Consider the following 20,998-nt stretch of genomic DNA (forward strand, 5'->3'; position numbering starts at 1 on the left):
AGTCTGGGTCCAATACAGATACTCTTACTTGCAATTCCAGGGTTTTTACCAGTCCATCGGCGCAAATAAGTACAACAACTCGCGTCCAGGGTATCGCTTCCTGCAAGGGCCGGCTCCTACCATTTCGACACCGATCAAGTGCGTCTTCGTGCACTGCGGGTTCGTCGAAAACTCAGGAGACATCCATGAAATTCAAGATTAGCGCGGTCGCCCTGGCCATGGGCGCGTTGGGCACGTTGGGCCTGCTGGGCGCCACGGCCGCCTCCGCCGCCACCGATCTGGTGATCGCCACCGTGAACAACGGCCACATGATCACCATGCAGAAGCTGACCAAGTTCTTCGAGGCGGCGAACCCTGATGTCAAGGTGAAGTGGGTCACGCTCGAGGAAGGCGTGCTGCGCCAGCGCGTCACCACCGACATCGCCACCAAGGGCGGCCAGTTCGACGTGATGACCATCGGCCTGTACGAAGCGCCGATCTGGTCCAAGAAGGGCTGGCTCGCGCCGATCAACACCGACGCCGCCTACGATGTGGACGACCTGCTGCCGGCCATCCGCAGCGGCCTGTCGCAGGACGGCAAGCTGTATGCCGCGCCTTTCTACGGCGAAAGCTCGATGACCATGTACCGCGCCGATCTGGTCAAGGCCGCCGGCCTGACCATGCCGGCCAACCCGACATGGACCGACATGGCCAACATCGTGGCCAAGATCCACGACCCGGCCAAGGGCGTCTACGGCCTGTGCCTGCGCGGCAAGCCGGGCTGGGGCGACAACATGGCCTTCCTCACGACGATGGTCAACACCTACGGCGGCCAGTGGTTCGACATGGCCTGGAAGCCGCAGATCGACAGCAAGCCCTGGCACGACGCGATCTCGCAATACGTCGACCTGATGAAGAAGTACGGCCCGCCCGGCGCTTCGGCCAACAGCTTCAACGAGAACCTGGCGCTGTTCAACGAAGGCAAGTGCGGCGTGTGGATCGACGCGACGATTGCCGCTTCCTTCGTCAGCGATCCGAAGCAGTCCAAGGTGGCCGACAAGGTGGCCTTCACCCAGGCGCCGACGGCGGTGACGCCCAAGGGCGCGAACTGGTTGTGGTCGTGGAACCTGGCCGTGCCGGCGTCGAGCAAGAAGCCCGAACTCGCCCAGAAGTTCATCACCTGGGCCACGTCCAAGGACTACGTGAACCTGGTGGCCAAGGAAGAAGGCTGGATCGCCGTGCCCACCGGCACCCGCAAGTCCACCTATGCCAACGCCGATTTCCAGAAGGTGGCCAAGTTCGCGCCTGAAGAACTCAAGGCCATCAACAGCGCCAACCCGACCGACAGCACGCTGCCGAAGTCGCCGTATGTCGGCGTGCAGTTCGCCTCGATCCCGGAGTTCCAGGCGATCGGCATCGCCGTCGGCCAGCAGATGAGCGCGGCGCTGTCGGGCAAGGTCACGGTGGATGCGGCGCTGAAGACATCGCAGACGGCCGCCGAGCGTGAGATGACCAAGGGCGGGTACTACAAGAAGTAATCGATGGCCTGAATCTTCCTACTGCGCGGACCGATCTGGCGCCTGCGGTGCTCGCCGTACGAGAGTACGGCTCCGCGCCTCGACGCCACCTCGGCCCGCTCGCTACGGAATCTTCAAGCCCTCGACCGTCGCCTGTTTGAGCTTGTTCCACTGAGCGGATGAGTGCGCCAGCGGCAGGCCACTTGACCAAGCTGTCACCGAAAGCTCACCATGTCACGATTCCTCCCCCGTGCGCTCATGGCGCCGTCCATCGTCACGCTCTTCCTGTGGATGATCGTGCCGCTGGTGATGACGCTGTATTTCTCCGTCATCCACTACAACCTGATGCAGCCCGGCGAGACCGGCTTCGTCGGCCTGGAAAACTTCCACTACTTCATCACCGACCCGGACTTCTGGCCGTCGGTGATGCACACCATCCAGCTGCTGGGCTCGGTGATCGTGATCACGGTGGTGCTGGGCGTGGGCCTGGCCCTGCTGGTGAACGAGCCATTCCCGGGCCAGGGCATCGTCCGCGTGCTGCTGATCTCGCCATTCTTCGTCATGCCCACGGTGAACGCGCTGCTGTGGAAACACATGATGATGAACCCCATCTACGGCGTGCTCGCGCATGTGTGGCAGTTCTTCGGCCTCACGCCGATCGACTGGATGACCGACTACCCGCTGCTGTCGGTGATCGTCATGCTGAGCTGGCAATGGCTGCCGTTCGCCTGCCTGATCTTCATCACCTCGCTGCAGTCGCTGGACCGTGAACAGATGGACGCCGCCGGCATGGACGGCGCCACGCGCTTCGACAAGTTCTGGTACCTGGTGCTGCCGCACATGGGCCGCTCCATCGCCGTGGTCGTGATGATCGAGATGATCTTCCTGCTGAGCGTGTTCGCCGAAATCTTCACCACCACCGGTGGCGGACCCGGCAACGACAGCACCAACCTGGCCTTCCTGATCTTCAAGCAGGCGCTGATGAACTTCGACGTGGGCGTGGCCTCGGCCGGTGCCTTGTTCGCGGTGATCCTGGCCAACATCGCCGCCGTGTTTCTGATCCGCATGGTCGGCAAGAACCTCGACTGAACGGAGCCCATCATGCTGAAAAAGAAACCGTTCCCGATCGTGCGCACGCTCTCCGCCTGGGGCGTGGCACTGCTGCTGTTCTTCCCGCTGTTCTGGCTCGGCATCACCGCCTTCAAGACGGAAGCCCAGGCCATTGCGGCGCAACTGTTCTTCACGCCCACGCTGGCCAGCTTCGTGGAAGTGCAGGAGCGCAGCAACTACCTGCTGTTCGCGCGCAACTCGCTGATCACCAGCCTCGGCTCCACCATCATCGGCCTCTTGATCGCCATTCCCGCAGCCTATTCGATGGCCTTCTTCCCGACGAAGAAGACACGCGACATCCTGATGTGGATGCTGTCCACCAAGATGATGCCGGCGGTGGGCGCGCTGGTACCGGTCTATGTGATGGCGCAGACCGCCGGCATGCTCGACTCGCTGCCTGCGCTGGTCATCGTGTTCACGCTGTCCAACCTGCCGATCATGGTGTGGATGCTGTACAGCGCCTTCAAGGAAGTGCCCAAGGACATCCTGGAAGCCGTGCGGCTCGACGGCGCCACCGTGTGGGAAGAGTTCCGCTGGGTGATCCTGCCGCTGACCATGGGTGGCATCGCCTCCACCGGCCTGTTGTGCCTGGTGCTGTCGTGGAACGAAGCCTTCTGGGCGCTGAACCTGACCTCGGCCAACGCCGGCACGCTGGCCTCGCTGATCGCCTCCTACTCCAGTCCCGAAGGCCTGTTCTGGGCCAAGCTCTCCGCCGCTTCGCTGATGGCCATCGCGCCCATCATCGTGTTCGGCTGGTTCAGCCAGAAGCAACTCGTCCAAGGCCTGACCTTCGGCGCAGTCAAATAATTCAAGGAACCACCATGTCTTTCCTCCAACTCCGCGGCGTCGAGAAGATCTTCGGCGACCACAAGGTCATCAAGGGCGTGAACCTCGACATCGAGAAAAACGAGTTCATCGTCTTCGTCGGCCCGTCGGGCTGTGGCAAGTCCACGCTGCTGCGCATGATCGCCGGGCTCGAATCGATCGACGGTGGCTCGCTGCATGTCGATGGCCGCGACATCACGCACCTGCCGTCGAGCCAGCGCGAACTGGCCATGGTGTTCCAGAGTTATGCGCTGTACCCGCACATGACGGTGTACGACAACATGTCCTTCGCGCTGAAGCTGGCCAAGGTGCCGGCCGACGAGATCCGCCGCAAGGTGGAGGACGCGGCCGACAAGCTCAACCTCACGCCCTACCTCAAGCGCACCCCCAAGGAACTCTCCGGCGGTCAGCGCCAGCGTGTGGCCATCGGCCGGGCCATCGTGCGCGCGCCCAAGATCTTCCTGTTCGACGAGCCCTTGTCCAACCTCGATGCCGCGCTGCGCGGCCAGACCCGCGTTGAGATTTCCAAGCTGCACCGCGCGCTGGGCGTGACCACCATCTACGTGACCCATGACCAGGTCGAGGCCATGACGCTGGCCGACCGCGTGGTGGTGCTGCGCGACGGCATGGTGGAGCAGGTCGGTGCGCCGCTGGAGCTCTATGACAAGCCGGCGAACCAGTTCGTCGCGCAGTTCATCGGCATGCCGTCGATGAACATCGTCAAGGCCGCGCAGCTGTCGCAGTTCGGCGCGCTCGCCGGCCAGGCCGCCAACCGCGTGCCGGCCGACGGCCTGATCGGCGTGCGGCCCGAAGGCGTGCGCGTGCTGCCCGTGGGCAGCGCGGGCGTGCCGGGCAAGGTCGAACTGATCGAGGCGCTCGGCGCCGACACGCTGATCCACGTCGACGTGATGGGCACGCCGATGATCTCGCGCCAGGCCGAACGCACGCACCTGCACATCGGCGATCCGGTGTCCCTCGAGTTCGACCTCAACACCCTGCATGGCTTCGACAAGGCCGGCCGCATGGTCTCGCTGGCCTGAGAGGAGTCCGCAGCCATGTCCGCCAACGAAAACCTCGTGATCCTGCACCTGGGCGTGGGCTCGTTCCACCGCGCCCACCAGGCCGTCTACCTGCACCATCTGCGCCGAAGCGGCGACACCCGTTGGTCGCTGGCCGGCGGCAACACCCGGCCCGACATGCCCGAGGTCATGGCCGCGCTCGCGGCCCAGGGCGGCGCCTACACGCTGGAGACGGTCACGCCGCAGAACCAGCGCAGCTACGAACGCATCGCGTCGATCCAAAGGATCGTGCCGTACGAGCCGAGCCTGGCCGGCCTGATCGACATCGGCGCCGATCCTGCCACGCGCATCATCTCGTTCACCGTCACCGAGGCGGGCTATTACCTCGACGCCCATGACGCGCTCGACTTGAGCATTCCCGACCTGGCCGCCGACCTGGCACGTGCACGCAGGGGCGAGCCCGGCAGCTGCATCTATGCCGCGCTCACCGCCATCCTGCGCGCGCGCATGGCCCGGGGCGGTGGTCCGGTCACGCTACTGAATTGCGACAACCTGCGCCACAACGGCCAGCGGGTGCGTGGCGGCCTGCTGTCGTTCATCCAACTCGCGGGCGACGATGCGCTGCATGCCTGGGTGCTGGCCAACACCACCTGCCCCAACGCCATGGTCGACCGCATCACGCCGCGTCCGGCCCCGGACCTGCGTGCGCGCGTGAAGGCCGCCACCGGCTGGGACGATGCCGCGCCCATCATGGGCGAATCCTTCATCCAGTGGGTGATCGAGGACGACTTCGCCAACGGCCGCCCGGCCTGGGAAACGGTGGGCGTGCAGATGGTGGATTCGGTGGCGCCGTTCGAAGAGGCGAAGATCCGCCTGCTCAACGCCACGCACAGCTGCATCGCCTGGGCCGGCACCCTGGCAGGCTACCAGTACATCCACGAAGGCACGCACGATGCGCGCATCCGCCAGATGGCCTTCGACTACACCACGAAGGATGTGATCCCCTGCCTGGATACGCCCGCGCACCCGAGCCCGCTCGACCTGGCGGCCTACCGCGACACCGTGCTCGACCGCTTCGGCAACCCGGCCATCCAGGACACCAACCAGCGCGTGGCCGCCGACGGCTTCTCCAAGCTGCCCGGCTTCATCGCGCCCACCGTGCGCGAGTGCCTGGCCCGCGGCGCCAGCATCGACGCCGTGGCCATGCTGCCGGCGCTGTTCCTGGCCTTCCTGCAGCGCTGGCACAAGGGGCAACTTGCCTACGCCTACCAGGACCAAGCCATGGAGCCGGCCGTGGCCCATGCGATCTGCGACGCGCCGGATCCGGTGGTGGCCCTCGCGGGCAACGTGAGTTTCTGGGCCGAACTGGCGGGTGATGCACGGCTGGTGGCGGCGCTGCAGGCCGCCAGCGTGCGTGTCGACCACTTCATCGGGAGCGCAGCATGAATGCACCACAGCGACTCATCGGCGAGCACGCTTTGATCACCGGCACGGCCGGCGGCATCGGCCTGGCCGCCACCATCGCCTTTCTCCGCGAAGGGGCGCGCTGCACCGCGGTGGACCTCGCACCCACGCTGTCGCCCGAACTGCAGGTGCTGCAGGCGCAGTACCCCGAGCACTTCCAGTACGTGGCCGCCGACGTGTCGCGCCAGGACAGCATCGACGCCATGGTGGCCGCCGCCCGCGCGCGCTTCGGCACCGTGACCACGCTGCTCAACAACGCGGCCGTGTTCAGCCTGGGCCCGCTGCTGGAGATCACCGAGAAACAATACGACGTGATCTTCGACGTGAACGTCAAAGGCATGTTCTTCGTGATGCAGGCGGTGCTGCGGCAGATGGTGGCCGATGGCTGCAAGGGCAGCATCATCAACCTGGCCTCGCAGGCCGGACGGCGCGGCGAGGCGCTGGTGGCGCATTACTGCGCGAGCAAGGCGGCGGTGATCAGCTACACCCAATCGGCCGCGCTGGCGATGGCGCCGCACGGCATCCGGGTCAACGGCATTGCGCCCGGCGTGATCGACACGCCGATGTGGAAGGATGTGGACGCGCAGTTCGCCAAGGCCGAGGGCCTGCAGATCGGCGAGAAGAAAAAGGCCGTCGGCCTGGCCGTGCCGCTCGGCCGCATGGGCGATCCGGCCGACGTGGCGCGCGCAGCGGTTTTCCTGGCCAGCGCCGAGGCTTCGTACATCACCGCGCAGACGCTCAACGTGGACGGTGGTAATGTGATGAACTGAGACGGCCCCCGTTCGTCCTGAGCCTGTCGAAGGCCTTGGCCATCCGTTCGTCCTGAGCCTGTCGAAGGACCTTGCGGAACGGATGCCCTTCGACAGGCTCAGGGCGAACGGTGTGGTGGATGCGCGATACGTCAGTCGAAGAGGAGAAACAAGCATGGCCAGCCTGCGCCAACGCACCCGTGAACCCGAGCTGGAGCACGACCTCGGCCGCGACCCGATGCTGGGTTACGAGCCGCGCGAAAGCCATGGCAGCCTGCGTTACCTGGAGCATGGCATTCCCACGCCGCTGGTGCGCTGGCACCAGCACGAGGAATACGAGCTGCACCTGATCGTGCAGACGCGGGGCAAGCTGTTCGTGGGCGACTACATCGGCCATTTCGAGCCCGGCAACCTGGTGCTCACCGGTCCGCGCCTGCCGCACAACTGGATCTCGAGCGATCCCCCGGCCGAGGGCGTGCTGCTGCGCGACATGGTGCTGCAGTTCACCGACGCCCCGCTGCGCCGCGCGAGCGCCGAGATCGGCGAACTGCAGGGCCTGCTGCCGCTGCTCGAACGCGCGCGCCACGGCATCGAGTTCTTCGGCGTGAGCGAACTCGCGCGCGAGGCGTTGACACGCATCAAGAACAGCCACGGCCTGGCCCGCTTCGGCGAGTTCCTGATGTTCGTCGACAGGCTGGCCAGCTGCACCGACTACCGGCTATTGTCCACCGTGCAGATGCAGAGCTTCGACGACGACGCCTCGCTGGACCAGATCAGCGGCATCGTGGCCTTCCTCACCGAACACAGCGCCGAACAGTTCACCATGGCCGAGGTTTCGGCGCGGGTGAACATGAGCGAGAGCCAGTTCTCGCGCTATTTCCGCCGCGCCACCGGCAACACCTTCACCGATTTCGTGAACCATCTGCGCATCAACCGCGCCTGCCAGCTGCTGATGGAGACCGACCGCTACGTGAGCAACGTCTGCTACGACGTGGGCTTCAACAACGTGGCGAACTTCAACCGGCGCTTCCTGCAGATCAAAGGCATGACGCCCAAGGACTTCCGCAAGCAGGCCGAAGGCCGATTTAAATGACTCCTCCATGTACCTCGGACTAGACCTCGGCACTTCCGATCTCAAGGCGCTCTTGCTCGCCGACGACCACCGCGTCGTCGCGACCGCCCACGCCCCGCTGACGGTGCAGCAGCCGCGCCCGCTGTGGTCCGAACAGCAACCCGAGGCCTGGTGGGAGGCGCTGGTCTCGGTGATGAACCAGCTGGCTTCCAGCCATGGTGAAGTGTTGAGGACCGTGCGCGCGGTCGGCCTGTCGGGCCAGATGCACGGCGCGGTGCTGCTCGACGCGCAGTCGCGTGTGCTGCGGCCGGCCATCCTGTGGAACGACGGCCGCAGCGGTGCGGCCTGCGCGGCGCTGGAGCAGGCCGTGCCCGACCAGGCGCAGATAACCGGCAACCTGGCCATGCCGGGCTTCACCGCGCCCAAGCTGTGGTGGCTGCGCGAACACGAGCCGGAGGTTTTCCAACGCACGGCCAAGGTGTTGCTGCCCAAGGACTATCTGCGCGTGCGCATGACCGGCGAGGCGGTGAGCGACTGCTCCGACGCGTCCGGCACGCTGTGGCTCGACGTGGCGGCACGGCGCTGGTCGCCGCGTTTGCTCGAAGCCTGTGGGCTCGACGAATCCCAGATGCCGCGGCTGGTCGAAGGCAGCGAGGTTTCGGCCGGCCTGTCGCCGGCCTTCGCCGCGCGCTGGGGCCTGCGTGCCGGTACGCCCGTGGCCGGCGGCGGCGGCGACAATGCGGCCAGCGCCATCGGCATGGGCGTGGTTGCGCCAGGCCAGGGTTTCGTGTCGCTCGGCACCTCTGGGGTGGTGTTCCTGGCCACCGACCGCTTCCGCCCCAACCCCGCCCAGGCCGTGCACGCCTTCTGCCATGCGCTGCCGCAGCGCTGGCACCAGATGGCGGTGATGCTGTCCGCTGCCAGCGCGGTGCGCTGGGCCACCCATCTGCTGGGCTTCGCCAACGAAGCGGCGATGCTGCAGGCCGCGGCCACATTGAGCCCCGCGGACCGTGCGCAGGCGCCGCTGTTTCTGCCCTACCTCTCGGGTGAGCGTTCACCGCACAACAACCCGGACGCCAAGGGCGTGTTGTTCGGCCTGACGCACGGCCACGACAAGGCCGCCGTGGCCTACGCCGTGGCCGAAGGCGTGGGCTTCGGTCTGTGCGACGGCTGGCGCACGCTGTCGACCGCGGCACCGGTGCCCGCGCTGTCGGTCGTCGGCGGCGGCGGGCGCAGCGCCTGGTGGGTGCAGCTGCTGGCCGACATCCTGGCCGTGCCGATGGAGGTGCTCGAAGGCGCGGCGACGGGCGCGGCGCTCGGTGCGGCACGCCTGGCCTGGCTGGCCGACGGTGGCCAGGCCGCCGAGGTCTGCCTGAGTCCGCCGGTGCAGCGCCGTTTCGAACCCATGCCTCAGACGCCGGAGATGGTGGCGCGGTATCGGCGCTTCGAGGCCTTGTATGGGGCGTTGAAGGTCAGTTTTTCGGCCGATTAGCGGCGGCCGGTACAACGAAGTCGGGCTGAGCCTGATGCGCGGCTAGATCTGATGGAGGCCCTTCGACAAGCTCAGGGCGAACGGAGGGGAACCGGGGATGGACGGATCGGCATAGACTGCCGGCATGTCGCCCGCCACCGACCCCGCCGCCGATCGCCAGGTGATCCACATTCACCCGGCCGCACCCGTGAAGCCGGCGTTCGGCACGCCTTGCAACGGCTGCGGCGTGTGTTGCCTGTCGGCGCCGTGTCCGGTCGGCATGCTGGTGTCGCGGCGGCGTAGCGGTGCCTGCAGTGCGCTGGTCTGGGAGGCGGACGACAGCCTGTACCGCTGCGGCATGGTGCGGGATCCGTTGAGTCAGCTGGGATGGCGCGACGCGCCACGCGGCTGGAGCGCCTGGCTGGGCCGGCGCATGCGCCGCTGGATCGCGGCGGGCGAGGGCTGCGACGCCGACGTCTCGGTGGAGCGCCCCGGCTAAGCGGCTTCGAGCACGGCCCGCGCCACTTCGGCGAAACCCGCGCCGCGTTCAGCCTCTGTGATGTAGCGCGGCAGGTGCTGCAGGCTGCTTGCGAAGCGGCGCACATTGGCCACGCCCACGGCATGGGGCAGCGTCTGGAACATCAACTGGTCGTTGCTCGAGTCGCCGACATAGACCCAGCGGTCGAGCTCCGCGTCCAGATTGCGGCCGTACAGCGTGCGCACAGCCCAGCGTGCGCCTTCGAGCTTGTCGTGCGTGCCGAACCAGCCGTTGATGTGGATGCTGCTGACCGTGGCATGCATGCCTTCGGCGCGCATGATGGCCACCACCTGCGCGATGGCTTCGGGTGGCAGCGTGTGGCATTCGTTGTGGTCGACGGCCATGTCGGTCTCGCGGCCCCAGGAGTCCTCGGCCAGCCGCGCGGCCGGCACCTCGCGCCGCAGCCGTTCGGCCACGCGCCGCATGCGCGCGAAGTTGACCCGGCGCGTTGCTTCATCCTGGAGGTATGTTTTTGATAGCGCCTCACGCCCGTCTTGTAAGCGCTGGAGGCCGATTTGGCTTGACATCTGCAGCAGCACGGCGCCGTTTTCCGCCACGATGGCGTCCACCGGCCAGGCGGTGGCGAAGGGTTCGCTCCAGCCCGTCGAGCGGCCGGTGATCGCCAGCACGTGCAACCCGGCCGCGCGCAGATCGGCCAGCGCCCGCAGCGCATCGGGCGTGATCGCGCCGTCGGTGGTGAGCGTGTCGTCGATGTCGGTCATCACGCCGACGATGTGGCGGCGTGCCGCGAGCGGCCAGTCAGCCAGGGGCCGCATTCCCATCGGCCTGGTTCAGCCCGCGGACTGCAGCGCCAGCCCCGCGTGCTCGCGCAGCGGATGGAAATGGATCTTGGGAAAGCGTTCCTGCGCCAGCCGCACGTCGTAGGGCGAGGTGCACAGGTAGGCCAGGGTGTCGGCCGCATCCTGCGCCATGCGCATCGGATAGGCGTCGGTGAAGGCGCGCAGTTCAGCCGGGGTGTCGGCGGTGATCCAGCGCGCGCCGGTGTACTGGCAGCCTTCGAGGCGCACGTCGGCGTCGTATTCGGCCTTGAGGCGGTGCTGCACGACTTCGAACTGCAGCTGGCCCACGGCACCGAGCAGCATCGGCCCGCCGACGCTGGGACGGAACACCTGGATCGCGCCTTCTTCGCCCAGTTGCGCCAGGCCCTGCTGCAGTTGCTTGGTCCGCAGCGGGTTCTTCAGCACCACGGTCATGAACAACTCGGGCGCGAAGAAGGGCAGGCCGGTGAACTGCAGGCTGGCGCCGTCGGTGATGGTGTCGCCCAACTGCACGCCGCCGTGCGTGGTGAAGCCGATGATGTCGCCGGCATAGGCCTCGTCCACGGCTTCGCGGCGCTGCGACAGGAAGGTCACGACCGAGGTCGGCCGCAGTTCCTTGGCGGTGCGCTGCACCTTGAGCTTCATGCCCGGCGTGTACTTGCCCGAGGCCATGCGCACGAAGGCGATGCGGTCGCGGTGGTTGGCGTCCATGTTGGCCTGCACCTTGAACACCACGCCGGCAAAGTTCGGGTCTTCGGGCTGGATTTCCTTGGTCACCGGCTGGCGGTTGACGAGCGTGGTGCTGGTGCGTGGCTGCGGCGATGGTGCCAGGTCGACCAGCGCGTCCAGCACTTCCATCACCCCGAAGTTGTTCACGCCGGAGCCGAAGAAGACCGGCGTCTGCTTGCCGGCCAGGAAGGCCTCGCGGTCCCAGGCGGGCGAGGCGCCGGCGGCGAGTTCCATGCTCTGCTCGGCGGTCTCGAACTCGTAGCCGAAGCGCTTGAGCAGCGTGTCGCGGTCGGCCAGCGGGATGGTTTCGAAATCCTGCGGCAGCCGCTCCTGGCCGGAGTCGAACACCGTCATGGTCTGCGTGCGCAGGTTCATGATGCCGCCGAAGGTCTTGCCCTGGCCGACCGGCCAGGTCATGGGCACGCACGGCATGCCGAGCTCGCGCTCGATCTCGTCGAGGATGTCGAGCGGCTCGCGCACTTCGCGGTCCATCTTGTTGACGAAGGTGATGATCGGCGTGTCGCGCTGTCGGCAGACCTCGATCAGGCGGCGCGTCTGCGCCTCCACGCCGTTGGCCGCGTCGATCACCATCAGCGCCGAGTCCACGGCGGTCAGCACGCGGTAGGTATCTTCCGAGAAGTCCTTGTGGCCGGGCGTGTCGAGCAGGTTGATGACGTGGTCGCGGTACAGCATCTGCATCACCGAGCTGGCCACCGAGATGCCGCGCTGCTTCTCGATTTCCATCCAGTCCGAGGTGGCGTGGCGGCTGGCCTTGCGCGCTTTCACCGAGCCGGCGATCTGGATCGCGCCCGAGAACAGCAGCAGTTTTTCGGTGAGCGTGGTTTTACCCGCGTCCGGGTGGGAAATGATCGCAAAGGTGCGACGGCGGCGGGTCTCGAGGGCGAACGACAAGGTGATTTCCAGAACAGGTGCAGGGTGGCCGTGGCGCGGCGGCCGAAGGCCGGGCCCGGGCGCGCAGGGCGCGAAGGCCATCTGAGCCCTCGGTGAGCGCCCGGGCGGAACCCCGGATTTTACCAAGGCGGGTGGCGTGCCGCGACCGTTGCCTACGCGTCGACCACCCAGTCGGCCTCTCGCCGCACCGCGCCCACGCGCACGAGCTCGAGCAGCAGGCCGTGCAGCCAGGACTCGGCCGGTGCGTCGTCGAAGAAACGCCGCCGCAGCGTCTGCAGGTAGGGTGTCTCGGCCACCCAGCACTGCAGCGCGGCATATTCCACCCGCTGCAGTTCGAGCAGCTTGAACTTCAACAGCACCTTGGCGGCGTGGTTGGCGTGCTTCTTCGGATCGCCGATGAAGCCTTCCAGCCGTTTGCGTGCGAAGGCCAGCGAACGCTGCACGTCGGTGAACACCTTGCCGTGGCCCGGCACGACGGTGGCCGGTGCCAGGCGCTCGATGAGGTCGAGCGTGGCCGCGACCTCGTCCATCGCGGCGATGCCGTCGAGCTCGGGGAACACCACGCCGAAGCCGGCTTCCCACAGGGCGTCGGCCGACAGCAGCAGTTTCGACGCGGGCTCGAACAGGATCACCGAATGGTGGTCATGGCCCGGTGCGGCATGGACCTGCCAGGCCAGGTCGCCGAGGCGGATCTCGTTGCCGGGCTGCAGCACGGCTTCGAAGTGGAATCGCGGGCAGTTCTGCCCGGTCGGCGTGTAGCTCAGCGCCTCGGGGTTCCAATCGGCCACGAAGGCGGCCTGGCCCGGTGGGATGTGGGTCTGCATGGCCGGATACGCGGCCTGCAGCGCGGCATTGCCGCCGCAGTGGTCGCTGTGCAGGTGGGTGTTGAGCAGCAGGTCGAGCGGCCGGCCGCCCAGCGCGTGGGCCACGAGCGCCACGGTCTGTGGCGCATGGGTGCAGTAGCCGCTGTCGACGAGCGCAGCGCCCGAGCGGCCCTGCACCAGGATGTTGTTGGCGGAGAGCCAGCCGCGTTCCAGGACGGTGACGCCGGCCGGCAATGAAGAGGGATTCGTCATGCCGCGAGCCTACCAGCCCGCGGCGGCTTATCTGCCGATGCGCAGTTCGCGGCGCAGGATCTTGCCCACGTTGCTCTTGGGCAGGTTTTCCCGGAACTCGATGCTTTTCGGCCGCTTGTACCCGGTAAGGTTGGCGTGGCAATAGGCCAGGACGTCGGCTTCGGTCAGGGCCGGATCGCGCCGCACCACGAACACCTTGATGGCCTCGCCCTGGGCTGCGTCGGCCACGCCGATGGCCGCGCACTCCATCACGCCGGGGCACAGCGAGATCACGTTCTCCAGCTCGTTCGGGAACACGTTGAAGCCGCTGACCAGGATCATGTCCTTCTTGCGGTCGACGATCCTGAAATAGCCGCGCTCGTCCATCACGCCGATGTCGCCGGTGCGCAGGTAGCCGTCGCTGGTGAAGGCGCGCGCGTTCTCTTCGGGCTGGTTGTAGTAGCCCGGCGTGACGTTGGGGCCGGCGATGCAGATTTCGCCAGGATCGCCCGGCCCGAGCGAAAAGCCTTCATCGTCCTTGATGACCATGTCGATGCCGGGCAGCGGCAGGCCGATGGTGCCGCTGAAGTGCTTGGCGAGCACCGGGTTGTTGGTGCCGATGGCGCAGGTCTCGCTCATGCCCCAGCCTTCGACCATCGGGCAGCCCGTGGTTTCGAGCCACAGCCGGGCCGTGCCTTCGGAGGCCGCCATGCCACCGGCCTGGGTGACGCACAGGTGCGAAAAATCCACCGTCTTGAAATCTGGATGGTTCAACAGCGCGTTGAACAGGGTGTTGACCGCGGGCAGCAGGTGGAACGGCCGTTTCTTGAGCGTGCGGATGAACTTGCCGATGTCGCGCGGGTTCGGGATCAGCGTCATGTGCGAGCCGAGCCGGATCGCCAGGAAACACAGGTTCAGCGCGAAGATGTGGTAGAGCGGCAGCGCGGCGATGCTGTTGATCTTGCGGGCGTCGCCCACGCGCTCCAGTGCCGGTGAAAACCAGGCCTCGGACTGCAGCGTGGCGGCCACGATGTTGCGGTGGGTGAGCACCGCGCCCTTGGACAGGCCGGTCGTGCCGCCGGTGTATTGCAGGAAGGCCACGTCGTCGAGCGTGGCCGGCACCGCCTTGAGCGGCATCGCCGCCCCTTCGCCGACCGCGCGGTTGAACGGCGTCACCGTGATGCCGCCGGCCAGCGGCAACTGGTAGGCCGGCACCATCTTGGCGATGTGGCGCACGGCGAAGGTGATCCAGTGGCCGTAGGCGAAGCCGAGCAGATCGCCCATGGCCGCCATCACCACGTGCCGCACGGCCGTGCGTTCGATCACGGCCTCGAGCACCTTGGCAAAATTCTCCAGGATCACGATCGCGGTGGCGCCGGAATCGACGAGCTGGTGCTCGAGTTCGCGCGGCGTGTACAGCGGATTCACGTTCACGCAGGTGTAGCCTGCGCGGATCACCGCGGCCATGGCCACCGCGAACTGCGGAATGTTGGGCAGCATGATCGCCACGCGCGCGCCCGGCGCCAGGCCCCGGGATTGCAACCAGGCGCCGAGCGCGGCCGAGAGCTTGTCGAGTTCGCCGAAACTCATCCAGTGCTCGAGGCACACGGAAAACGGGCTGGCGGCATGCTTCTTGAACGATTGCTCGAGCAACTGCGTCAACGAGCCGAACTGGTGGACGTCCACCTCGTGCGCCACGTTCGCGGGGTAATTCTGCAGCCAGATCCTGTTTTGCATGCCTCACGCTCCTTGTGAGGCATTCTGGGCACGGGCGCTACGGTCGCGTTACCGGGCTTGTCCTAGGTGAGACCGGGCCGCCGTCCCGCAGGCGACAAGCCTTCTCAGCCGCAGTGGCTCAGGTGGCGCGCCGTGGGTGGCAGTACCGAGATGGTTTCCACCAGCTGGCGGATGGTCTCGCAGCGCGTCTTGAGCCGGATGCTGCGCAGCTGGCTGCGCACGGTGGAGATCTGCACGTGGTGCAGCGTGGCGATCTCGCGCGGGCGCAGACCGGTGCAGACGGCCGCGAGCACGTTGCCCTCGGCGCCCGTCAGGCCGCGTTCGCGCGCGAACAGCGCCACCGTCGAACTGTCGCAGAGCTGGCGTTTGGAGAACACCAGCAAGGCGTGGCCGTTGCCGGCCGCCGTGGACAGCGGGACCACGGCCACCGACGGCGCCACGCTGTCCACACCGAGCGCGAGCAGGCCGCGCATGCCGGTCTTGGCGCGCTGCAGGGCGCGATCGAGCTGACCCGCGTTGCCGCGCTGCACGGTGGCCAGGCGGCCGTGCGCGCCGCACAGGCCGGTCTGCACGTTGCCCGGGGCCGACATGGCTTCATGGGCCAGGCCGTTGGCGAAGCGGAGCTGCCGCGTGTCGATGTGCACCAGGGCGAGGCCATAGGCCACCTGCTCGAGTGCGGCGGTCAGCAGGGCCTCGGCGGCGATCTCGGGCTTGTGGGCGGGCGCGGAATGGGAAAACGGCAGGGGCGGGGCGACGGTGATGGGATCGAAGGCGTTGAAACTGGCGAGGCCTTCCTCAAGGCAGACGTTCAGCATGGCTTTACTCCTTGTGATCCGCGCGCCTGCGGGTGCAGGCAACAGGCCGTCGAAAGTGGCGGCCCGCTTCCTCCGCGCGGTAAAACAAGCTTAGGCGGCACAGGGTTTTGATTTGGTGTTCGGGTGCCACGCATTTTGTGATGTGTGCACTGCCCGGGGAGGTGCCCGCAGGAGCAAACCCGCGTGCGGCCGAGATGCCGGTTTTTCCATCCATGGCGTCCAACGGCGCGGCGATGCGCCAGAATGGCGGCGAAAATTCCGCTGCACCATGCCCACCAAGTCCGAAAAAAAAAGCCTTCCGGCGCTCTCCGAGCGCCCTAATCTTGCAACCGCGGAAGACGTACCGCGTTTCCCCCCCTGCGCCGACTGCGCGCTGCGTAAGAGTGGCAGGTTCACGCCGATCACGGTGACCGAGCTGGCTTTCGTCCAGGATTTCCGCCATGCCAACCGGGTCGCGCCTCCGGGCACGGTGCTGATCCGCGAAACCTCATCCGAGGGCAAGCTCTACACGCTGTATGCCGGCTGGGCGTTCCGCTACAAGACGCTCAGCGATGGGCGGCGGCAGATCCTCAACTTCCTGCTGCCGGGCGATTTCATCGGCCTGCAGCAGCATTTCAACGATGGCGCGGCCTACGGGGTGGAGGCGCTGACTTCGGTTTCGTTGTGCGCCTTCCAGCAGAACGGCCTGATGGACCTGTTCAAGGCCTTGCCGGCCCTGGGCTTCGATGTCACCTGGCTGGCCGCGAGCCAGAAGAACGTGCTCGACGAGAACCTGCTGACCGCGGGGCGTCGCAATGCCACCGAACGCGTGGCCACGTTGCTGTTGCAGTTGTTCCAGCGCGCCGAACGGGTGGGACTGGTGGTGGATGGCGCGATCGAGTTCCCGCTGAACCAGCAGCATGTGGCCGACGCGCTTGGCCTGTCGCTGGTCCATACCAACAAGACCATGCGCCGCCTGCTCGGCCTCGGCCTGTACCGCATCGAGGGTGGGCGACTCGAGCTGCTCGACCGCAAGGCGCTGAGCCGCATCGCCGACCACGACGACGGCGCCCTGCGCCCGGTGCCTCTCATCTGAAGCGTGCCGGCCGCGTCGACGGCGGCCGAGGGGGCTTATTTTTTCAGGCTATCGCGGATTTCGCGCAGCAGGACGATGTCTTCCGGCGTAGGCGCCGGGGCGGCGGGCGCGGCTTCCTCGGTGCGCTTGAGGCGGTTGATCTGCTTGACCATCATGAAGATGATGAAAGCCAGGATGATGAAATTGACGGCCACGGTGATGAAGTTGCCATAGGCCAGCACCGGAACGCCGGCCTTTTTCAGGTCGGCCAGGTTCATGGCCGTGCCCGCCGGTGGTGTGCCGAGCACGATGAACCAGCTCGAGAAGTCGATCTTGCCGAAGACCAGCCCCACGATCGGCATGATGAGGTCGCCGACGACGGAGTCCACGATCTTGCCGAATGCGCCGCCGATGATGACACCGACGGCCAGGTCAATCACGTTGCCCTTGACGGCAAATTCCTTGAATTCCTTCATCATTCCCATAATTTTTTCCTTGACGTGGTTTGTCTCGAGCGGTTGTCTATTGTCCACATAATCGGGGTGGAAGCACATGCCGCCCGGGCGTTCGCGTTGAGTTTGGTGTAAGCGCTCAGCTACAATCCCAGGTTGACCCCAACAGCGATGATCAGATTGAGGATTCCCCATGAGTGAGACCCAAGTCGACACCAGCAAAAGGACGTGGATGATCGCGTCCGGATGTGCCGGTGCCGTAGGCGGCGTGGCTGTTGCCATCCCTTTCGTCAGCACCTTCAGCCCGTCGGAAAAGGCCAGAGCGGCCGGCGCCGCCGTCGAAGTGGACATCTCGGCCATCAAGCCCGGGGAAAAGATCACCGTCGAATGGCGGGGCAAGCCGGTGTGGATCGTGCGGCGCACGCCCGAGCAGGTCGCGAACCTGCCGAAGAACGATCCGCTGCTCGCCGACCCCAAGTCCGAACGCAAGCCAAGCGAACTCACGCCGGAATACGCGCGCAACGAAGGCCGGTCCATCAAGCCGGAAATCTTCGTTGCCGTCGGTATCTGCCCGCACCTGGGCTGCTCGCCTTCCGACCGGTTCCAGACCGGTGCCCAGCCGTCCTTGCCCGACTCCTGGGAAGGCGGTTTCCTCTGCCCCTGCCATGGCTCGACCTTCGACATGGCCGGCCGTGTGTTCAAGAACAAGCCCGCGCCAGACAATCTGGAGGTGCCGCCGCACATGTACATGTCCGACAGCCGCCTGCTGATCGGCGAAGACAAGAAGGCTTGAGGCACATACCATGGCTGAATTCAAGGAAATCTCCCCCAACGCCAGCGCCACCGCCAAGCTCACCAACTGGTTCGAAAACCGTTTTCCGACGGCTTTCGATGCCTACCGCGTGCACATGTCGGAATACTATGCGCCGAAGAATTTCAACTTCTGGTACATCTTCGGCTCGCTGGCCCTGCTGGTGCTCGTGATCCAGATCGTCACCGGCATCTTCCTAGTGATGCACTACAAGCCGGATGCCGCCAAGGCCTTCGAATCGGTGGAATACATCATGCGCGACGTGCCGTGGGGCTGGCTGATCCGCTACATGCACTCCACCGGCGCCTCGGCATTCTTCGTCGTGGTGTACCTGCACATGTTCCGCGGGCTGCTGTACGGCAGCTACCGCAAGCCACGTGAACTCGTCTGGATCTTCGGCTGCGCCATCTTCCTGTGCCTGATGGCCGAAGCCTTCATGGGTTACCTGCTGCCCTGGGGCCAGATGAGCTATTGGGGCGCCCAGGTGATCGTGAACCTGTTCGCCGCCATCCCGTTCGTCGGGCCCGATCTGGCGCTGCTGATCCGCGGCGACTACGTGGTGGGTGACGCGACGCTGAACCGCTTCTTCAGCTTCCACGTGATCGCCGTGCCGCTGGTGCTGCTGGGCCTGGTGGCCGCCCACTTGCTCGCGCTGCACGATGTGGGTTCCAACAATCCCGACGGCGTGGAAATCAAGGGCCCCAAGGCTCCGCGCGATGCCCAGGGCCATCCGCTGGACGGCGTGCCGTTCCATCCGTACTACACGGTGCACGACATCTTCGGCGTCTGCGTGTTCCTGATGGTCTTCAGTGCCATCATTTTCTTCGCCCCCGAATTCGGCGGCTACTTCCTCGAATACAACAACTTCATACCGGCCGATCCGCTGAAGACGCCGGCGCACATCGCACCGGTGTGGTACTTCACGCCGTTCTATTCGATGCTGCGCGCCATCACCAGCGAGATGATGTATGCGTTGATCGCCTGCGTCGTGGGTGCGGCGGCGTTCGCCGTGCTCAAGACGCGCCTGATCGGACTGGTCAAGGGTGCGATCGTGGTGGCCGCAGCCGTCGTGGTGGTGGCCATGCTGTCGTTCGATGCCAAGTTCTGGGGCGTGCTGGTGATGGGCGGCGCGGTCGTCATCCTGTTCTTCCTGCCATGGCTGGACAACAGTCCGGTCAAGTCGATCCGCTACCGTCCAAGCTGGCACAAGTACCTCTATGGTGTGTTCGTGGTCTTCTTCTTTGTGCTTGGCTACCTCGGGGTTCAGCCGCCTTCGCCATTGGGTGAGCGCATCTCGCAGATCGGCACGCTGTTCTACTTCGGCTTCTTCCTGCTGATGCCTTGGTGGAGTCGCATCGGCGAAACCAAGCCGGTTCCCGACCGTGTGATTTTTGCGGCGCACTGAGGCGGAGCACCTGACGATGAAAAAAATTAAACAACTGGCTTTGGGTTTGGTGGTCGCCTTGGGGTTGGCCGCCGGTGTGCATGCCGAAGGCGAGGGCATCGCCTGGGACAAGGCGCCGAGCAAGACCAACGACATGGCCGCGCTGCAAAATGGCGCCAAGCTGTTCGTCAATTACTGCCTCAACTGCCATTCCGCGGCCTTCATGCGCTTCAACCGCCTGAAGGACATCGGCCTGACCGATCAGGAAATCAAGGACAACCTGCTGTTCACCACCGACAAGGTCGGTGAAACCATGAAGTCCGCGATCGATCCACGCCAGGCCAAGGATTGGTTCGGTGCCAACCCGCCCGATCTGACCGTGATCGCCCGTTCGCGCGCCGGCCACGGCGGCACGGGTGCCGATTACCTCTACACCTACCTGCGCACCTACTACCGCGACAGCACCAAGGCGACGGGCTGGAACAACCTGGCGTTCCCGTCGGTGGCCATGCCGCATGCGCTGTGGGAACTGCAGGGCGAGCGCAAGCCCCTCTATGACGTGGTCGAAGAACATGGCCACGAGGCTCACGTCTTCAAGGGTTGGGAGCAGGTGACGCCCGGCACGATGACCCCGCTGCAGTACGAAACAGCGGTCGGTGACCTCGTCGCCTACCTGCAGTGGATGGGCGAACCCGCGCAGAACACCCGCATCCGCGTCGGTGTCTGGGTGCTGCTGTTTCTCGGTGTGTTCACCGTCATCACGTGGCGACTCAATGCCGCGTTCTGGAAAGACGTCAAGTAATTGAACGCAACCCGGTCGCCGCTGTCTTCAGCGGCACGGGTTTTTTCAGAGTGGGCATGCGTTGGGCATCCCACTCTTTTTGATTTTTAGGAGCTCACCGCCATGATGGTGCTTTATTCAGGAACCACCTGCCCGTTTTCTCACCGCTGCCGTTTCGTGTTGTTCGAAAAAGGCATGGATTTCGAAATCCGCGATGTGGATCTGTACAACAAGCCCGAAGACATCAGCGTGATGAACCCGTACGGCCAGGTCCCGATCCTGGTGGAACGCGACCTGATCCTGTACGAGTCGAACATCATCAACGAATACATCGACGAGCGTTTCCCGCACCCGCAACTCATGCCCGGCGACCCGGTGGACCGTGCACGCGTGCGCCTGTTCCTGCTGAACTTTGAGAAGGAACTGTTCGTGCATGTGGGCCTGCTCGAATCGCGCGCCTCCAAGGGCAACGAAAAAGCGCTCGAAAAGGCCCGTGCGCACATCCGCGACCGGCTGACGCAACTCGCGCCGGTGTTCCTCAAGAACAAATACATGCTCGGCGAGAACTTCTCGATGCTGGACGTGGCCATCGCGCCGCTGCTGTGGCGCCTGGACTTCTACGGCATCGACCTCAGCAAGAACGCCGCGCCGCTGCTCAAGTACGCCGAACGCATCTTCTCGCGCCCGGCCTACATCGAGGCACTGACGCCGTCCGAAAAGGTGATGCGCAAGTAAGATGGCCAGA

Annotated in this window: 20 protein-coding genes; 14 read left to right on the plus strand and 6 right to left on the minus strand. The window is 65.7% G+C overall.

Annotation, left to right across the window (positions count from 1 at the left end):
- The first annotated feature begins 218 nt into the window (after positions 1-218).
- The 9 genes from RD110_RS06690 to RD110_RS06730 all read left to right on the plus strand — a co-directional run bounded on the left by RD110_RS06690 (position 219) and on the right by RD110_RS06730 (position 9,705).
- Entirely contained in the window at positions 219-1,517 is a 1,299-nt protein-coding gene (locus RD110_RS06690) for an ABC transporter substrate-binding protein (RefSeq protein ID WP_239467263.1), read from the plus strand.
- 210 nt (positions 1,518-1,727) lie between these two features.
- The gene (locus RD110_RS06695; RefSeq protein WP_076197860.1) at positions 1,728-2,585 is read left to right on the plus strand and encodes a carbohydrate ABC transporter permease; all 858 of its coding nucleotides are present in this window, start codon (positions 1,728-1,730) and stop codon (positions 2,583-2,585) included.
- Positions 2,586-2,597: 12 nt separating this feature from the next.
- Positions 2,598-3,413, plus strand: coding sequence for a carbohydrate ABC transporter permease (locus RD110_RS06700; RefSeq protein WP_076197862.1), 816 nt, complete (start codon positions 2,598-2,600; stop codon positions 3,411-3,413).
- A 14-nt stretch (positions 3,414-3,427) separates the two neighbouring features.
- The gene (locus tag RD110_RS06705; RefSeq protein ID WP_076197864.1) at positions 3,428-4,471 is read left to right on the plus strand and encodes an ABC transporter ATP-binding protein; all 1,044 of its coding nucleotides are present in this window, start codon (positions 3,428-3,430) and stop codon (positions 4,469-4,471) included.
- Between the two features lie 15 nt (positions 4,472-4,486).
- On the plus strand, positions 4,487-5,896 hold the full coding sequence (gene dalD / locus RD110_RS06710) for a D-arabinitol 4-dehydrogenase (protein WP_076197866.1): 1,410 nt from the start codon (positions 4,487-4,489) through the stop codon (positions 5,894-5,896).
- Positions 5,893-6,684 (plus strand): L-iditol 2-dehydrogenase, encoded by a 792-nt coding sequence (locus tag RD110_RS06715; protein ID WP_076197868.1) that lies wholly within the window; start codon positions 5,893-5,895, stop codon positions 6,682-6,684. Before dalD ends, RD110_RS06715 begins: the two co-directional genes overlap by 4 nt.
- Before the next feature lie 154 nt (positions 6,685-6,838).
- Positions 6,839-7,756: an AraC family transcriptional regulator gene (locus RD110_RS06720; protein WP_076197870.1), complete on the plus strand. Its 918-nt coding sequence runs from the start codon at positions 6,839-6,841 to the stop codon at positions 7,754-7,756.
- A gap of 7 nt (positions 7,757-7,763) precedes the next feature.
- Positions 7,764-9,227 carry a xylulokinase gene (xylB, locus tag RD110_RS06725; protein WP_076197872.1) on the plus strand — a complete coding sequence of 488 codons (1,464 nt, stop codon included), beginning with the start codon at positions 7,764-7,766 and terminating at the stop codon, positions 9,225-9,227.
- 124 nt (positions 9,228-9,351) lie between these two features.
- Positions 9,352-9,705 carry a hypothetical protein gene (locus tag RD110_RS06730; protein ID WP_076197874.1) on the plus strand — a complete coding sequence of 118 codons (354 nt, stop codon included), beginning with the start codon at positions 9,352-9,354 and terminating at the stop codon, positions 9,703-9,705.
- On the opposite strand, the gene RD110_RS06735 is transcribed toward RD110_RS06730, so the two are convergent.
- The 5 genes from RD110_RS06735 to RD110_RS06755 all read right to left on the minus strand — a co-directional run bounded on the left by RD110_RS06735 (position 9,702) and on the right by RD110_RS06755 (position 15,771).
- On the minus strand, positions 9,702-10,520 hold the full coding sequence (locus RD110_RS06735; protein ID WP_076197876.1) for an HAD-IIB family hydrolase: 819 nt from the start codon (positions 10,518-10,520) through the stop codon (positions 9,702-9,704). The two genes, RD110_RS06730 and RD110_RS06735, sit on opposite strands and share 4 nt — an antisense overlap.
- Positions 10,521-10,535: 15 nt before the next feature.
- A complete protein-coding gene (locus RD110_RS06740) occupies positions 10,536-12,164 on the minus strand; it encodes a peptide chain release factor 3 (RefSeq protein WP_076204536.1) in 1,629 nt (542 codons plus the stop codon).
- 152 nt (positions 12,165-12,316) lie between these two features.
- Complete coding sequence (locus RD110_RS06745; protein WP_076197878.1) at positions 12,317-13,240, minus strand: MBL fold metallo-hydrolase; 924 nt, start codon at positions 13,238-13,240, stop codon at positions 12,317-12,319.
- 27 nt (positions 13,241-13,267) lie between these two features.
- A complete protein-coding gene (locus RD110_RS06750; protein WP_076197880.1) occupies positions 13,268-14,956 on the minus strand; it encodes an AMP-binding protein in 1,689 nt (562 codons plus the stop codon).
- 104 nt (positions 14,957-15,060) lie between these two features.
- On the minus strand, positions 15,061-15,771 hold the full coding sequence (locus RD110_RS06755) for a helix-turn-helix transcriptional regulator (RefSeq protein WP_076197882.1): 711 nt from the start codon (positions 15,769-15,771) through the stop codon (positions 15,061-15,063).
- Between the two features lie 406 nt (positions 15,772-16,177).
- Between RD110_RS06755 and RD110_RS06760 the strand changes: the two genes are divergently transcribed.
- Complete coding sequence (locus tag RD110_RS06760) at positions 16,178-16,846, plus strand: Crp/Fnr family transcriptional regulator (RefSeq protein WP_239467191.1); 669 nt, start codon at positions 16,178-16,180, stop codon at positions 16,844-16,846.
- Positions 16,847-16,881: 35 nt separating this feature from the next.
- Here RD110_RS06760 and mscL read toward each other — a convergent pair whose 3' ends face one another.
- On the minus strand, positions 16,882-17,310 hold the full coding sequence (gene mscL, locus RD110_RS06765; RefSeq protein WP_076197886.1) for a large conductance mechanosensitive channel protein MscL: 429 nt from the start codon (positions 17,308-17,310) through the stop codon (positions 16,882-16,884).
- Positions 17,311-17,470: 160 nt separating this feature from the next.
- Between mscL and petA the strand changes: the two genes are divergently transcribed.
- From petA to RD110_RS06785, 4 genes are all read left to right on the plus strand, one after another.
- The gene (gene petA / locus RD110_RS06770) at positions 17,471-18,070 is read left to right on the plus strand and encodes a ubiquinol-cytochrome c reductase iron-sulfur subunit (protein WP_076197888.1); all 600 of its coding nucleotides are present in this window, start codon (positions 17,471-17,473) and stop codon (positions 18,068-18,070) included.
- Between the two features lie 10 nt (positions 18,071-18,080).
- Positions 18,081-19,493 (plus strand): cytochrome b, encoded by a 1,413-nt coding sequence (locus tag RD110_RS06775; RefSeq protein ID WP_076197890.1) that lies wholly within the window; start codon positions 18,081-18,083, stop codon positions 19,491-19,493.
- 25 nt (positions 19,494-19,518) lie between these two features.
- Positions 19,519-20,274 (plus strand): cytochrome c1, encoded by a 756-nt coding sequence (locus RD110_RS06780; protein ID WP_083686643.1) that lies wholly within the window; start codon positions 19,519-19,521, stop codon positions 20,272-20,274.
- 102 nt (positions 20,275-20,376) lie between these two features.
- Positions 20,377-20,988 carry a glutathione S-transferase N-terminal domain-containing protein gene (locus tag RD110_RS06785; protein ID WP_056177195.1) on the plus strand — a complete coding sequence of 204 codons (612 nt, stop codon included), beginning with the start codon at positions 20,377-20,379 and terminating at the stop codon, positions 20,986-20,988.
- The last annotated feature ends 10 nt before the right edge of the window (positions 20,989-20,998 follow it).

The organism is Rhodoferax koreense, assembly GCF_001955695.1.
Lineage (GTDB): Bacteria > Pseudomonadota > Gammaproteobacteria > Burkholderiales > Burkholderiaceae_C > Rhodoferax_B > Rhodoferax_B koreensis.

Bases quoted from the DNA above. Each gene is read 5' to 3' on its own strand.
- RD110_RS06690 (WP_239467263.1), top strand. From the start codon at position 219: ATGGGCGCGTTGGGCACGTTGGGCCTGCTGGGCGCCACGGCCGCCTCC.
- RD110_RS06695 (WP_076197860.1), top strand. From the start codon at position 1,728: ATGTCACGATTCCTCCCCCGTGCGCTCATGGCGCCGTCCATCGTCACG.
- RD110_RS06700 (WP_076197862.1), top strand. From the start codon at position 2,598: ATGCTGAAAAAGAAACCGTTCCCGATCGTGCGCACGCTCTCCGCCTGG.
- RD110_RS06705 (WP_076197864.1), top strand. From the start codon at position 3,428: ATGTCTTTCCTCCAACTCCGCGGCGTCGAGAAGATCTTCGGCGACCAC.
- dalD (WP_076197866.1), top strand. From the start codon at position 4,487: ATGTCCGCCAACGAAAACCTCGTGATCCTGCACCTGGGCGTGGGCTCG.
- RD110_RS06715 (WP_076197868.1), top strand. From the start codon at position 5,893: ATGAATGCACCACAGCGACTCATCGGCGAGCACGCTTTGATCACCGGC.
- RD110_RS06720 (WP_076197870.1), top strand. From the start codon at position 6,839: ATGGCCAGCCTGCGCCAACGCACCCGTGAACCCGAGCTGGAGCACGAC.
- xylB (WP_076197872.1), top strand. From the start codon at position 7,764: ATGTACCTCGGACTAGACCTCGGCACTTCCGATCTCAAGGCGCTCTTG.
- RD110_RS06730 (WP_076197874.1), top strand. From the start codon at position 9,352: ATGTCGCCCGCCACCGACCCCGCCGCCGATCGCCAGGTGATCCACATT.
- RD110_RS06735 (WP_076197876.1), bottom strand. From the start codon at position 10,520: ATGCGGCCCCTGGCTGACTGGCCGCTCGCGGCACGCCGCCACATCGTC.
- RD110_RS06745 (WP_076197878.1), bottom strand. From the start codon at position 13,240: ATGACGAATCCCTCTTCATTGCCGGCCGGCGTCACCGTCCTGGAACGC.
- RD110_RS06750 (WP_076197880.1), bottom strand. From the start codon at position 14,956: ATGCAAAACAGGATCTGGCTGCAGAATTACCCCGCGAACGTGGCGCAC.
- RD110_RS06755 (WP_076197882.1), bottom strand. From the start codon at position 15,771: ATGCTGAACGTCTGCCTTGAGGAAGGCCTCGCCAGTTTCAACGCCTTC.
- mscL (WP_076197886.1), bottom strand. From the start codon at position 17,310: ATGGGAATGATGAAGGAATTCAAGGAATTTGCCGTCAAGGGCAACGTG.
- petA (WP_076197888.1), top strand. From the start codon at position 17,471: ATGAGTGAGACCCAAGTCGACACCAGCAAAAGGACGTGGATGATCGCG.
- RD110_RS06775 (WP_076197890.1), top strand. From the start codon at position 18,081: ATGGCTGAATTCAAGGAAATCTCCCCCAACGCCAGCGCCACCGCCAAG.
- RD110_RS06785 (WP_056177195.1), top strand. From the start codon at position 20,377: ATGATGGTGCTTTATTCAGGAACCACCTGCCCGTTTTCTCACCGCTGC.